The following is a 13,924-nucleotide window of genomic DNA, read 5'->3' on the forward strand; positions in this document are numbered from 1 at the left end:
AGCGGCGACACGGTCCCTTAACGGGAATCGCCGGCCGCAAGATACTCAATAATTATTGCCGATTGCGACAGTCTTAAACGGCAAGGTGGATGCGAAAGGCTGGTTAATCGGGGCAAACTACGGCCCGACAAAATCGCCTCGCGCGACCCGATGCCCGGAGCTCGAATACACACGTTAAGGGTGTGTTAATCCCTCCACGGCAACTTCGGACACGGCGCGAAACAATCCAACACGATCAAACACAGTTCGCGCAGCATGCCAAGAGTGCGTTTGCTCTGGCTGGGGGCAATGTGGGCCACAGGAATAATTTCGACACGTTGCGGCTGTTCGCAGCCTGCAACGTCCTGCTGCAGCATGCGGCCTTTCTGCAGGTTCCGTGGCCCAGGCCGATACCTCTGCTGGTCGCTTACACGTCCGGCGTTCCAATCTTCTTCATCATCAGCGGATTCCTCATCACCGGCACCTTCCTTCGCAGTGATGGGGACGTCGTCACCTTTCTCCGCAATCGATGCCTGCGCATCTATCCGGCACTCTGGCTCAATCTCGCGATCGTTCTCGCGCTGCTGGTCGCATTCGGCGCATTGCCGCTCGGCGCACTGCTCAACCCGGACTTCCTTCGATACTGGACGGTGATCCTTGCGACCGGGTCCGACGCGCTCGCCAACTGGCTGCTGCCGCCATACCCCTTCGCCTGGAATGACGCGCTGCCATTCCTGCCCGTTGTCGCGCTGTGGACCATTGCGCTCGAATTGGGATTCTATCTGATCGTTCCGGTGATTTTCCTGCCGCCGGTCCTGCGCTACCGATGGGCCTCAGTGGCCGTGGTTCTCGCCCTCACCATCTATTCGCATCGTCTGACCAGCGTGACCGCGACCGACGAGGTCACTCGAGGCATAAATCCGCTGTTCTATTTCTGGGTCTTCGGCATCGGCTCGCTTTTTTCGCTGCTTTGGAGCCGAATCGACCGGCTGTTCCGCGACAAGTTCATCCTGTGGGCCCTGCTCTATGCCGAGGCGATTGCCTTCTTCGGCGACCAGCACGGCATCGTGTATGACCACCCGACACTGCGATCGACCGTGCTGACGATCCTTCTTGCCTGCTGCGTGATGTCGGCAGCCTTCAGCTGGACCAATCTGTCAAAGCTGCTCGCGGGCACCGACCTGTCATACGGCATCTATCTGCATCACGTGCCGATCGTGATGCTGCTGCACGCCTTCGGATGGCAAGGCTTCCCGGCCGCAGTCCTCCTGATCGTTGCGACGACCATCGCGGCGGCCGCGACCTGGCGCGTCATCGAGCGACCGGCGCTGCGCTTCAAGATCCGTCCGGCCCGCAGGCCTTCGAACTCCGCCGAAGACGGCCGCGCCGACGGATTGGAAAGCCCGGCGTGCCGCGCCGGCTGATCGCCTGCCGGCCGCGCGGGAACCGATGCGGCACGCGTCCAGGCGGGTGAAGCTGGCATGTCCGGCAACCACCACGTGTGCCAAACATCAACGCACCGTTAACGCCTTTCGGCGAGGCTGCCGGCGCCGGAGGTGGCCCGATGCACACTGCGCATGATCGCGAGGCACGTCGCCTCGATACGCTCGCGGAACTCGACATCCTCGACACGCCGCGTGAACTCGCCTTTGACCGCTTGACCTCGCTGTGCCGCAAGATGTTCCGCGTCCCGATGTCGACGCTGACCTTCATCGACGGCCATCGGCAATGGTTCAAGGCCTCCGACGGGCTGGACTTGCGCGAAACCGATCGGCGGCCGGCGCCGTGCAATTTGACGATCGCGCAGGACGAGCCTCTGGTCGTCCCCGACATGCTCCACGACGCGCGCTTTGCCGACAACCTCTTCGTGCGCGGGGCGCCGTTCGTGCGTTTCTATGCAGGCGCACAGCTCAAGGTGTCCGGCGTCGTGATCGGCAGCCTGTGCGCCATCGACACTCGCCCTCGGTCTGACTTCGACGCCGAGGCGACCAGCATGCTGGTCGATCTTGCCGCCATCGCCGTCGACGAACTGATGCTGCGGAACCTGTCGATGCAGGACGGCCTCACCGGCTGCTCGTCGCGGCGCGCCTTCCGCGGCGAAGGCGAACGGCTGACCGCGCTGGCCGCGCGGCATCTCAGTCCGCTTGCCTGCGCCGTGCTCGATGTCGATCACTTCAAGCAGGTCAATGACACCTATGGGCACGCCGTGGGCGACATGGTGCTGGCGGCGGTCGCGGACTCCGCGCGCTGCGCGCTGCGCGGCTCCGACGTGATCGGCCGGCTCGGCGGCGAAGAATTCGGCATCCTGCTGCCGCACACCAGGCTCGACCAGGCGATGGGCGTGCTCGAGAAAGTGCGCGCCGCCGTCGCGGCAACCCGGATCGAGACACCGGCCGGTACGATCGGGGTCACCTGCAGCCTTGGCGGCGCTGCGCTCTCGCCCGGCAACTGCTTCGACGACATGCTGCGCAACGCCGACCTCGCGATGTACGGCGCCAAGCAGGCCGGCCGCAACCAGGCGCTGGCCTGGGTCGACCGGGCGCCGTCGATTGCGCCGACCGCGCGGCGCGTGTTCAAGGCCGGCACGATCAGCTTCAATGCCGGCCATTCCGCGATCGACTGCACGGTGCGCGGCCTGTCGCGCGACACCGCGACGATTGAGGTGCTGTCCACCTCGGGCATCCCCGATCAGTTCAAGCTCGCGATTGCCGCCGACGCGCTGTCGCGGGCCTGCCGCATCACCGCGAAGGCCGACAACCGGATCGAGGTCGCCTTCACCTGACCGGCCAAGCGAGATAGCCTGTCGCGGATAATGAGAAACCTCCATGTCGAGCGAACAGCCGCCGCCCCTCGCAAAACCGTTCTGGCGCCGCGGCCTCGCCGGCGTCCTCGATTTCATCACCGTGTTCTTCGGCGGCGGCTACGCCATCGGCGCCGCCACCGGCCAGACCACGAAGGACGGCTTCAACCTGACTGGCGGCCCCGCGCTGCTGCTGTTCGCGCTGATCGTGCTGTATTTCTATCTCGGCTGGAAGGTGGTCGGCGGCACGCTGTGGCAGCGTATCCTCGGCGCGCGGTAGCGTTGCACCGCATTGCGGCCGACGTCCCCAAATCAAAGAAAATTTGCCGGCTCCGCGGCACGCTCCCTTAACGGAGCATCGCCGGTCGTGGCGCGACATCTTCGCCGTAACCGGGCTTGGGCCAGAAAATGACACGGCGACCTGCCAGCATCAGGTCCACGGAGATCGCGAAAGCCAATCACCCAGAAAGGTCGCCAATGACTGATGTCGCAGCTTCCGGCACGCCCACCTTCGAGGTCGAAACCGACGCGTCCAGGCGCTACTGGCACAACAGCAGCCACAACACGCTGCCGCCGCCGGACATGATGGGCGCCTACATGCGCAACCGTCCGGTGCCACGGGGGCCGGTCGAAGCCCGCAAGGCCTGGATCATCGGCAGCGGCATCGCGGGACTGGCTGCGGCCTTCTACATGATCCGCGACGGCGGCATGAAGGGCGAGGACATCACCATCCTCGACACGATGCACATCGAGGGCGGTTCGCTCGACGGCGCCGGCGATCCCGAGAACGGTTACATCATCCGCGGCGGCCGCGAGATGAACTGGAACTACGACAATCTCTGGGACATGTTCCAGGACGTGCAGGCGCTCGAATTGCCCGAAGGATACAGCGTTCTCGACGAATACCGGCTCGTCAACGACAACGATCCGAACTTCTCCAAGGCGCGGCTGATGCACAAGCGCGGCCAGATCCGCGACTCCTCAACGCTCGGCTTGTCGAAGCCGCAGCAATGGGAACTGATCCGCCTGCTTCTGAAGCGCAAGGAGGATCTCGACGACATCACCATCGAGCAATATTTCAGCCCGGGCTTCCTCGAGACCAATTTCTGGTTCCTCTGGCGCTCGATGTTTGCCTTCGAGAACTGGCAGAGCCTACTCGAAATGAAGCTCTACATGCATCGCTTCCTCGATGCGATCGACGGGCTGACCGACATGTCGGCGCTGATCTTTCCGAAGTACAACCAGTTCGACAGCTTCGTCCGTCCGCTGGTGACCCATCTGCGCCAACGCGGCGTCAAGGTGCAGTTCGATGCGCGCGTCCACGATCTCGACATCAAGGTCGAGGGCGATGCCCGCACGGTGACCGCGATCCACGCCAAGGTGGGCGGCGCCGACACAAGGATTCCGATTGGTCCGAAAGACCTGGTCTTTGCACTCACGGGATCGATGACCGAGGGCACCGCCTATGGCGATATGGACCACGCCCCGGTTCTTGCGCGCGGCAAGCATGATCCGGGCGAAGCCAGCGACTGGACGCTGTGGACGAACCTGGCGAAGAAATCGCCGATCTTTGGCAAGCCCGAAAAATTCTACGGCAATGTCGACAAGTCGATGTGGGAGTCGGTCACCCTCACCTGCAAGCCGTCGCCCTTCGTCGACCGGCTGAAGGAGCTTTCGGTCAACGATCCCTATTCCGGCAAGACAGTGACCGGCGGGATCGTCACCTTCACCGACTCCAATTGGGTGCTCAGCTTCACCTGCAACCGGCAGCCGCACTTTCCGACCCAGCCCAAGGACGTCCTGGTCGTCTGGGTCTATGCGTTGCTGATGGACAAGGAGGGCAACTACGTCAAGAAGCCGATGCCGGCCTGCACCGGCCGCGAAATCCTGGCGGAGCTTTGCTATCACCTCGGCATCGAGGACAAGCTGGACGCCGTGGTGGCGAACACCAAGGCCCGCCTCGCCTTGATGCCCTACATCACCGCGATGTTCATGCCCCGCGCGGCGGGCGACCGGCCGCATCCGGTCCCCGCGGGCTGCACCAATTTGGGGCTGATGGGCCAGTTCGTGGAAACGTCGAACGACATCATCTTCACAATGGACAGCTCGGTCCGCACCGCGCGGGTCGCGGTGTACACGCTGCTCAAACTCCCCAAGCAGGTGCCCGACATCAGCCCCACGCAATATGATATCCGCACCATCCTGAAAGGGGCGCGTGCCCTGAACAACAACGAACCATTCCCGGGTGAACGCCTGCTGCACCGGCTGCTCGACAAGACGTACTACGCCCACATTCTTCCGCCATTGCCCGAACCCGACTCCACGCGACGCGGCAGTGCGGAGCGCGAACTGGCGGGACTTCTCGGCAAGGGCGATCAGGCGCTCGGCGCCGTCATCGGCTGGCTGGAACGAATTCGAGAGAGCATCTCGACCCGCAAGGGTTAGCGCATGCAGTCACAAGCGTGTCACGTCCGCGTTGATCGCAACACCGGCGTCCAGTTCCTGCCGGACGCCTTAAGGTTCAACCCGGTAGAGCCGCCATCGCTCCGGCACGCCTTTGAGCTGGTGCGCGCCGCGATCCTTGAAACGGATATCGGACTCGCGCATCAGGTCCTTGACCGCGCTCGAGACCAGCACCTCGCCGGCCCGTGCCTTGGCAGCGACACGCGCACCGATGTGAAACGCGAGACCGATGACCTCCGCGCCGCTCACCTTGTATTCGCCGGCATGTAATCCCACCCTGATCTCGAGCCCCAGCGTGCGCACGGCCTTGACGATCGCGGTCGCGCAACCGATCCCGGCAGCGGGCGCGCGGAACGTCGCCAGCACACCGTCTCCCGTCGTCACGACCTCCTTGCCGCGCAAGGCCTTTAGTTCCCGGCGAACGGCGGCGTAGTAGTGATTCATCACCGTTGCCCAGCGCGAGTCGCCGAGCCGCGCGGCTTTTTCGGTGGATCGGACGATATCGACGAACAGGATGGTGGCGAGCGCCTGTTTGAGCTCCGAGCCTCGATCGGCGGTGCGACGCCGGTTCGCTATATTTCCCGTCAGCGGTTCATAGCGATGGCTGCGCCGCCGCGCGATTGCGGCCTTGGCATAGTCCTGGGCACGCTGCACCGTGCGGCAGCGAATGGTTTTTTCCTGCGGTGGAAACGTCCAGTAGACCTTTCGCCCGGCTCCGGCGCCCTGAACCTCAACGGCGCCCCATTTAAGGAAGACCGTCGAGCCAGCCCGTCGGATGCACCATGCCTTTGACGTGTATCCGGACACGTTCGACTGATGCACTCCGATGCGAAGGAATTTGGGCATGAGCGTCCGGCCGATCGAACGAGCGCTTTGGGGGCTAACCTAGGGTAAAGCGTAGCCATACATTTCCGCATTGGCAACGGTGCTCGTTTCCGCACTGATCAAAAGCGCCGGGCTCTGCGATGTCCGCATGCGACCCAAATGAGATCTGGCCTTTTAGTCAACTCCTGGCATCGCGCCTCTGCCCATTCGATACGGCGTCAGCATCGATGGACAGAATTGCTTCGTCCTGCGCTTTTGCCATCGGCTGTTCTTCGTCGCGAAATCGTGCCGGGGTCAGCCGGCTGCGGTCGACCGTGATGCCAAAGATGTCGAATCGGTTGTAGTAGCCGACGACGTCGTGAAACTGCTTCGGCTCGACGCAGCGATTGAGATCGATCTCCGCGTAGGCGATCCCTTCCTGGTCCTGCAATTCATCGCCAAAGACCCCGCCCGTCGGATCGACGAAGAAGCTAGCCGCACGTGGCGTCTGGTCGATCACGTCGGCGATGGTTCTGTCGCGTTCAACCAGGAAGGCCCGCATCGGCTGGTCCATGTAGCCGGCGGTGACGATCCCGAATACCTTGGCTTCGAAGCAATGGGCGCTGGCCCGGATGCGGTTGGCGGCGACGTTGTCGAAATTGCCGCCGCCTGCCGGGCGCCGCGTCGGCCACATCGGCGGCCAGCTCGAGATGTGCACCTGTTCACCCTGCGCCATCAGTGCGAAGCGGGCCAATGGATTGGTGTTCTCGCCACAGATCAACCCACCGATCCGGCCCTGCCGTGTCTCGGCGACCTTGAGGCCCGCACCGTCCCCCGACGACCACACCAGCTTCTCATAAAAGGTCGGAACCAGCTTGCGGTGATGAACCAGAATTTCGCCGGTCTCGCCGATCAACAGGTTCGAGTTCCACAGCCCCCCAACGCTGACGGCCGAGCGCTCGCTGATGCCGATCGAGACGGTGACGCCGAGGCCGCGCACCTCGGCGCACAGCCGCGCCACTTCCGGTCCGTCCACCAGCACGGACTGCTCCGCCATCCGCACGAACAGATCGTGATTGTCGATCGGCGGCCACAGCGCGGCCCAGACCGGAAAAGCGGGAATGTAGGTTTCGGGAAATGCGATCAGCTCGGCGCCGGCCCTGGCTGCCTCGCGCATGATGGCGATCGCCTTTTCGATGGTCGCCCGGCTGTCGAGGAAGACGGGCGCGGCGTGGACGGCAGCAGCCTTGAAACGAGGGAGCATGACGAAAATCCCGGCTAGGACTAGGGAGGCGAAGCGGTATCATCCCTGCCTTCGCGGCATGCATGGGAATTGTCGCAAGGTCGGTTGCGAAGGATCGGAGCCGACCGCGCGTTGGAACGGGAATTGCTTTGCTGGCAAGGTCCGCAATCCGGAGGCAGGTCATGTTCGATACGATCAACTGGGACGATTTGCGGGTCTTTCTCTGCGCCGCGCGTGCCGGAAATTTGAGTCAGACGGCAAAGCGGCTGCGGCTGGATCATTCCACCGTGAGCCGGCGGATCGCCCAGATGGAAGCTTCCCTCGGGATTGCGGTGTTCGAACGCCACCGCACCGGGCTCAAGCTCAACGAAGTCGGCGAGCGGTTGCTGCGTCATGCCGAGCGGGTCGAGAGCGCGGTGATCGCCATTCGCGAGGAAGCCAGCGCCAGCGACACCCAGGAACTCGTCGGGACCGTGCGGCTCGCCACCATGGAGGGGATCGCCTCGCTCTATCTGGCGCAACGCTTCGCGAAACTGCGTCGCACCGCGCCGCAACTCTCCGTCGAACTCGTCACGTCCGCGCAGACGGTCTATGTGCACAAGCGCGAAGCAGATCTGTTCGTGTCGTTCTTCCGGCCACCCGGTCCGGGCCTGATCTCCGAGCGCATCGGCAAGTTTCGGCTCGGGCTATTCGCCAGCCAGAGCTATCTCGACGATCACGGCATGCCTGCAAGCCTCGCGACCTCGGGGATCATTGGTTCGTCTCCTATATCGAGGACCTGATCCAGGTCGATTCGGTGCGCTGGCTCGCCGACGTCATCGAGGAGCCGAAGATCGCCTTCCACTCCAACAGCATGATCGCACAGATGAACGCCGCGGCGGGCGGCCTCGGCATCGTCATGCTGCCGAGCTTTGCCACCAACGACCGGCCCGACCTGATCCCCGTGCTGCCCACCCTCGCCGGCACCGTTCGCGAGGTCTGGCTCAACGTCCACAGCGACCTGCAATTTGCCCCGCGCATCCGCGCCGTCCGCGCGTTTCTGAAAAATACCCTGAAGCAGGACCCCGACATGCAGGTCACGCTAGCCGATGCCCTGCCGCAGCCGCGCACGGCAGATTGCAAAAATCCATAGTTCCCTTCCATCGGAGCCCGGCTGAAGCTCGTCCGATTGGCGCAAGGTAGCGCGCGCTGAAGTTTTGAGGGGGCAAACATGAACGTGGTTATTCCCGGCAATACCGATCCGGCGCCGAGCGTCAGCGCCTTGGCCAAGAAGCGGCTGATCGTCGCGCTCGTGCTCAGTGCCGCGATGATCGTGATCTATTTCGGCTTCATGGGGCTGTTCGCGTTCGACAAGCCGCTGCTCGGCACCATCCTGGTGCCCGGCCTGTCGCTCTGCATTGTGCTCGGCCCGCTCGTCATCATCTCCTCCTTCGCGCTCTGCCTGGTCTACGTGCTGTGGGCGAACCGGGTGTTCGATGCCGGCATCCGCAATCTTCGCTAAGGGGCCAGATCAAGATGGGCAGCAGCACGCTTTCGATCGGGTTCTTCTTCGCCTTCATGGCGTTGACGCTGGCGATCACCTATTGGGCCGCACGGCGCACGCGCACCACCGAACACTTCTTCGCCGCCGGCGGCCAGGTCACGCCGTGGCAGAACGGCTGGGCACTCGCAGGTGACTTCCTGAGCGCCGCCGCCCTGCTCGGCATTGCCGGCATCGTCACCTCAAACGGCTTCGACGGCATGATCTATTCGATCGGGTGGCTGGTCGGCTGGCCGATCATCCTGTTCCTGATCGTCGAACCGCTGCGCAATGTCGGCCGCTTTACCTTTGCCGACGTCGTGGCCTATCGGCTGCGCCAGCGCCCGGTGCGCCTCGCCGGCGCCGTCGGGACGCTTGCCGTCATCCTGTTCTACCTGATCGCCCAGATGGTCGCGACGGGATCGCTGATCAAGCTGCTGTTCGGCCTGCCCTACACCTGGTCGGTCGTCGTGGTCGGCAGCGTCATGCTGGTCTATGTGCTGTTCGGCGGCATGCTGGCGACGACCTGGGTGCAGGTGGTGAAGGCTGCGCTGCTGATGGGCGGCGGCATCCTGCTCGCCTTTCTGGTGTTGACCCATTTCGATATGAACCCGCTCAAGCTGTTCGCCGCGGCGTCCGAGAAATACGGCACCAAGGTCCTGCAGCCGGGATCCAAGGTGGTCTCGGGCCAGTGGGATGCCATCTCGCTCGGGCTCGGCCTGATGTTCGGGACCGCCGCGATGCCGCATGTGCTGATGCGGGCCTATACGGTGAAGGATGCCAAGGCCGCGCGGCTGTCGATCCTGTATGCCACCGGCCTGATCGGCGTCTTTCATCTCATGGTGTTCATCATCGGCTTCGGCGCCATGGTGCTGGTCGACGCCGACGCGGTGGCAAAGGCCGGAGGCGGCGGCAACATGGCAGCGCCGCTGCTGGCGCTTACGGTCGGCGGCAATGCCTTCTTCGGCTTCATCTGTGCGGTCGCATTCGCGACCATGCTCGCCGTCGTCGCCGGGCTGACACTGTCGGGCGTCGCCACGCTCTGCCACGACGTCTGGACCAACGTGATCCGTAACGGCAGCGCTTCGGAGGCCGAGCAGCTCAAGGTCGCGCGTGTCGCGACCGTCATGATCTCGATCTTCGCCATCTTTCTCGGCATCGCGTTCGAGGGCCAGAACGTCGCCTTCATGGCGGGCCTTGCGTTCTCGATCGCCTGCGCCGCCAACTTTCCCTCGCTGGTGCTCGCCATCACCTGGCGCCGCTTCACGACGCCTGCAGCCGTGGCGAGCATCCTCGTCGGCACGCTGAGCTCGCTGGTGCTGATCTATCTGTCGCCGACCATCCAAGTCGACATTCTCGGCAAGCCGCTGGCCGCGGTCGAGCATCAATGGTGGTTCGTGTCGCTGCGCAATCCGGCGATTATCAGCATGCCGTTGTCCTTCGCGGTCGCGATCCTGCTATCGCTGGTCACGACGGAGAAGAACGCCAATCTCGCCTTCGACGAGATGCAGCGGCGCATCCTGCTCGGACCGGTTCAGCCGAGCACCGACGCGCAGGGCCAGACGAGGAATGCGGCCTGAACAGCCTCGACCGATCGACGACACAATCGCGTTCTTGCGGGCATCGGTTCCCTCAACTTCGTTCGGGGACGGCTATGGCCCGGCCCGCGCACCTGGCTGGTTCCCCGAGCGGCCGCCAACCCGCCCGGGACCCCCAACAGGCGCGGCCGAAAGCAGCCGGCCAAGGCCAAGATTTTTTTCGCCGCACTTCTTGACTTTGAAAACCCGTTTTCTAATTTTTTTCTCGCTAGGCCCCCACGGGCTTAGCTCCTGAGCGCCAATCGGGTTCAGGCGAGACGGGCACCGGTCGTGTCCGGTGCCGTTCATATCCATCTTGCTCTATGGAGGATTTGGCTATGCGCACATACGACTTCTCTCCCCTGTTCCGGTCAGCCATCGGCTTTGACCGGCTCTTTGACCTCGCTGAAACCGTCCAGCGTGCCGGCGAGGACAATTATCCCCCCTATAACATCGAGCGGCTTGCGGAAGATCGGTACCAGATCGCGCTCGCGGTTGCCGGCTTTGCACCTGACGAGATCTCGGTAACGGCAGAGCAGAACGTTCTGACCATCGAGGGCACGAAGGTCGAAAAGGCCGAACGTGAATATATCTATCAGGGCATCTCGACCCGTCGCTTCAAGCGACAATTCAGTCTGGCCGATCATGTCGAGGTTAAGAGCGCTGCCTTTGACAACGGCCTGCTCAAGGTCGAGCTCGCCCGTGAAGTCCCCGAGGCCATGAAGCCGAGGCGAATTGCGATCAATGCGCTTCCAAACAAGGCAACGCGCCAGTTGGAAGGTGTTGCAGCCTGACGACCCGCATAGCCGCGCTCCGCTGGGGCGCGGCTCCTCATTTCCGATTTCGTCCTGAGAATGGAGGCACCCATGCGGCCGACGACCGCGCCTGTTGACAACGTCCTTGCATTTCGCCTGCCAACGAGAGGCAGGCAAAAGTACGAGCATCCTCGCGATCTGGTTCGCGACCCCTACCTGACGAAGGCGACGAAGAGAGCCATTCTGGCATCCTGGGCTTCGGATGCCTGCGCCGTTGCGTCCAATCCTGCGCTGCGTGCTCCTGCAGAACTCAGATCGCCCGTTCCAGTCAGCGATATCCTGGACGCGCTGCGCGCCCTTGATGATCCGCGTGAACCACCCGGAGGAAGGCCGGCTCGGCTGCGCTCCACGCTGCGCAACGTCGCTGCTGCATAGGAGTGCTGATCCATGACCGGCATCAGACTGCCGAAGCAAGTCATCGAGAGGATTGAAGAGCGTTGGTGGGCACGATTCAGCAAAGAGAAGCAGCGAACTTCAGAATTGATTGACGAGCGCCTCGAACGGCTGCGCACGCATCGGAACAATATCGGCCGGTATAGGCGGCTGCTCAATACCGAGCTTTCCGACTTGGAACGCAAGTTCATTGAACGACGTCTTTCTGAAGAGAAGATGGCGATGCAGATATTGGTGGCCGACATACCGCCTCTCGCCATTGACCGACCACCGGACGATGAAATTATCAGCCGATCTGGCGAGGCGCAGCCATGACAGAACTGCAGCGTCTGCTCGTACGTGGCAGTGAAAAAATCATAGGCCATTATCAATTCCTGCTCGATACTGCGAAGTCGGAGCACGAGCGGGAGCTATTCAAGCGAAGAATCAAGGAAGAACGTCAGATGCTGAACAATCTGCTTCAAGGCTCGAACCAGTCTGCGCGTGCCGCCTGACGCATCTGCGACAAACTGACCCGACGGGCAACTCAGCCAAAACCTGTCAAGTGCCGTGAATTGTCCCGTCTCACCCGATCGAGGGGCGCTGCGCATTGTCACGGGTGTGTCTCAGAGCGGCGAAACGAACAGCAAAGCTCGGGCGGATCATGTCGCGAGATCCGCAGTTGCGTCCCCACCCACACTGTCATCACCCGGCTCGCGGCCTCCGTTAAAGCTTCGGCGCGCCTATGACGCGTTGCCTCGTCGAAGCCTTGGCGGAGACGGGACCGGGCGATCCAGTGCGCCGCGGCCTCTCGGCTCAGGCACTGGCGTCTCTGGAATACTGGATCACCCGCATGCTGTTTAGACCGGACAGATCACTGACGCGGGTGATGACACCTTGGATTGGGATGCGTAGCAACGACATCGTCAGGCAGGCGCATGCCAGCGACGCAACGGCCTCACTTCCCCTTCGCGGCCTTCGCCTTCAGCTTCGCCGCGCGATAGCGGGCGGCGCCGCCTTCGCGGATCGATTGTTCACTGCGCTCGAGCGCCATCGCGTCGTCGGGGACGTCCTTGGTGATCACCGAGCCCGAGCCGATATAGGCGCCCTTGCCGATCGTCACCGGTGCGACCAGCGACGTGTTGGTACCGACGAAGGCGCCCTCGCCGATCAGCGTCTTGTGCTTGAGGAAACCGTCATAGTTGCAGGTGATGGTGCCGGCGCCGAGGTTGGAATTGGCGCCGACATGGGCGTCGCCGATATAGGAGAGATGGTTGACCTTGACGCCGGCCTCGAGCGTTGCGGCCTTGGTCTCGACGAAATTGCCGATCCGCGCGCCATCGCCGAGCGAGGTGCCGGGCCGCAGCCGGGCATAGGGACCGACCGATACCTTCTTGCCGATGCGGGCCTCGACGATATGCGAGAACGAATGGATCACGGCGCCGTCGTCGATCGAAACGCCCGGTCCGATCACGACGAACGGCTCGATCACCACGTCCTTGCCGAATTTGGTGTCGGCGGCGAGATAGACGGTGTCTGGCGCGATCAGGGTCACGCCGGCTTCGAGCGCCTGCTTGCGCAGCCGCGCCTGCATCACGGCCTCCGCCTCGGCGAGCTGCGCCTTGGTGTTGATGCCGCGAACTTCGTCTTCGCTGGTTTCGATCACGACGGCCTCCAGTCCCAATTCCCTGACGATGCCGACGGCATCGGTCAGATAATATTCGCCCTTGGCGTTGGCGTTGCCGATCTTCTCGATGATCGCGAGCGCCCTCCTGCCGTCGAACGCCATCACGCCGGCATTGCACAGCGTGATCCTGCGCTCTTCGGGACTGGCGTCGGCCTGCTCGCGGATCGCAACCAGCTTGCCGTTCTCGACCACCAGGCGGCCGTAGCCGGTCGGGTCAGCGGCCTGGAAGCCGAGCACCGCAAGCGCAGCGCCGTCGCGCAACGGCGCGCGCATCCGCGCAAAGGTCTCGGCCGAGATCAGCGGCGTGTCGCCGAACGCGATCAGCAGGTCATCGGCGCCGCGCGCAATCGCCTCGCGTGCCGCCAGCACCGCATGCGCCGTGCCGAGCCGCTCACGCTGCACGAAGGTGTGCGCGTCGGGCCGCACCCGGCGCGCCTCGGCGGCGACCGCCTCGTGGTCGGGACCGATCACGACCGCGAGCTGCGATCCCTCGCCGGAGCCGGCGGCATCGAGCACATGCGCCAGCAGTGACTGCCCGGCCACCGGGTGCAACACCTTCGGCAGCGACGAGCGCATCCGCGTGCCCTCGCCGGCCGCAAGCACCACTGTCAGGCTCGTACGCGCAGTCATTCAGCATCCTCGACGGTTCGCGCAGCCAGCTGCGC

At 63.5% G+C, this 13,924-nt stretch carries 13 protein-coding genes and 1 pseudogene; 11 read left to right on the forward strand and 3 right to left on the reverse strand.

Features of this window, described 5'->3' with window-relative positions:
- Window positions 1–290: 290 nt before the first annotated feature.
- From HU230_RS13230 to HU230_RS13245, 4 genes are all read left to right on the forward strand, one after another.
- Entirely contained in the window at window positions 291–1,403 is a 1,113-nt protein-coding gene (locus HU230_RS13230) for an acyltransferase family protein (RefSeq protein ID WP_176531283.1), read from the forward strand.
- 140 nt (window positions 1,404–1,543) lie between these two features.
- Complete coding sequence (locus HU230_RS13235; RefSeq protein WP_176531282.1) at window positions 1,544–2,761, forward strand: GGDEF domain-containing protein; 1,218 nt, start codon at window positions 1,544–1,546, stop codon at window positions 2,759–2,761.
- Between the two features lie 43 nt (window positions 2,762–2,804).
- Window positions 2,805–3,059 (forward strand): hypothetical protein, encoded by a 255-nt coding sequence (locus HU230_RS13240; RefSeq protein ID WP_176531281.1) that lies wholly within the window; start codon window positions 2,805–2,807, stop codon window positions 3,057–3,059.
- Between the two features lie 197 nt (window positions 3,060–3,256).
- Entirely contained in the window at window positions 3,257–5,224 is a 1,968-nt protein-coding gene (locus tag HU230_RS13245; RefSeq protein ID WP_176531280.1) for an oleate hydratase, read from the forward strand.
- Window positions 5,225–5,293: 69 nt separating this feature from the next.
- Here the strand turns inward: HU230_RS13245 and HU230_RS13250 are convergent, their stop codons facing one another.
- Both HU230_RS13250 and HU230_RS13255 read right to left on the reverse strand, forming a co-directional pair.
- Window positions 5,294–6,088: an adenylate/guanylate cyclase domain-containing protein gene (locus HU230_RS13250; RefSeq protein ID WP_176531279.1), complete on the reverse strand. Its 795-nt coding sequence runs from the start codon at window positions 6,086–6,088 to the stop codon at window positions 5,294–5,296.
- Between the two features lie 157 nt (window positions 6,089–6,245).
- Window positions 6,246–7,310 carry a carbon-nitrogen hydrolase family protein gene (locus HU230_RS13255; protein ID WP_176531278.1) on the reverse strand — a complete coding sequence of 355 codons (1,065 nt, stop codon included), beginning with the start codon at window positions 7,308–7,310 and terminating at the stop codon, window positions 6,246–6,248.
- Between the two features lie 161 nt (window positions 7,311–7,471).
- Between HU230_RS13255 and HU230_RS13260 the strand changes: the two are divergent.
- The 7 genes and pseudogenes from HU230_RS13260 (at window position 7,472) to HU230_RS13290 (ending at window position 12,087) form a co-directional block, all read left to right on the forward strand.
- Window positions 7,472–8,421, forward strand: a pseudogene (locus HU230_RS13260) (LysR family transcriptional regulator).
- 78 nt (window positions 8,422–8,499) lie between these two features.
- Entirely contained in the window at window positions 8,500–8,790 is a 291-nt protein-coding gene (locus HU230_RS13265; RefSeq protein WP_176531277.1) for a DUF485 domain-containing protein, read from the forward strand.
- 14 nt (window positions 8,791–8,804) lie between these two features.
- On the forward strand, window positions 8,805–10,388 hold the full coding sequence (locus tag HU230_RS13270; protein WP_210284231.1) for a solute symporter family protein: 1,584 nt from the start codon (window positions 8,805–8,807) through the stop codon (window positions 10,386–10,388).
- A 335-nt stretch (window positions 10,389–10,723) separates the two neighbouring features.
- Window positions 10,724–11,179, forward strand: a complete 456-nt coding sequence (locus HU230_RS13275; RefSeq protein ID WP_176531276.1) for an Hsp20 family protein — start codon at window positions 10,724–10,726, stop codon at window positions 11,177–11,179.
- Between the two features lie 72 nt (window positions 11,180–11,251).
- Entirely contained in the window at window positions 11,252–11,575 is a 324-nt protein-coding gene (locus tag HU230_RS13280; RefSeq protein ID WP_173643519.1) for a hypothetical protein, read from the forward strand.
- A gap of 12 nt (window positions 11,576–11,587) precedes the next feature.
- Entirely contained in the window at window positions 11,588–11,908 is a 321-nt protein-coding gene (locus HU230_RS13285) for a hypothetical protein (protein WP_224943258.1), read from the forward strand.
- Complete coding sequence (locus HU230_RS13290; RefSeq protein ID WP_176531275.1) at window positions 11,905–12,087, forward strand: hypothetical protein; 183 nt, start codon at window positions 11,905–11,907, stop codon at window positions 12,085–12,087. Before HU230_RS13285 ends, HU230_RS13290 begins: the two co-directional genes overlap by 4 nt.
- A 443-nt stretch (window positions 12,088–12,530) precedes the next feature.
- Here HU230_RS13290 and glmU read toward each other — a convergent pair whose 3' ends face one another.
- Window positions 12,531–13,889 (reverse strand): bifunctional UDP-N-acetylglucosamine diphosphorylase/glucosamine-1-phosphate N-acetyltransferase GlmU, encoded by a 1,359-nt coding sequence (glmU, locus tag HU230_RS13295; RefSeq protein ID WP_176531274.1) that lies wholly within the window; start codon window positions 13,887–13,889, stop codon window positions 12,531–12,533.
- Window positions 13,890–13,924 lie beyond the last annotated feature (35 nt).

The sequence above is a fragment of the Bradyrhizobium quebecense genome (assembly GCF_013373795.3).
Taxonomy (GTDB): domain Bacteria; phylum Pseudomonadota; class Alphaproteobacteria; order Rhizobiales; family Xanthobacteraceae; genus Bradyrhizobium; species Bradyrhizobium quebecense.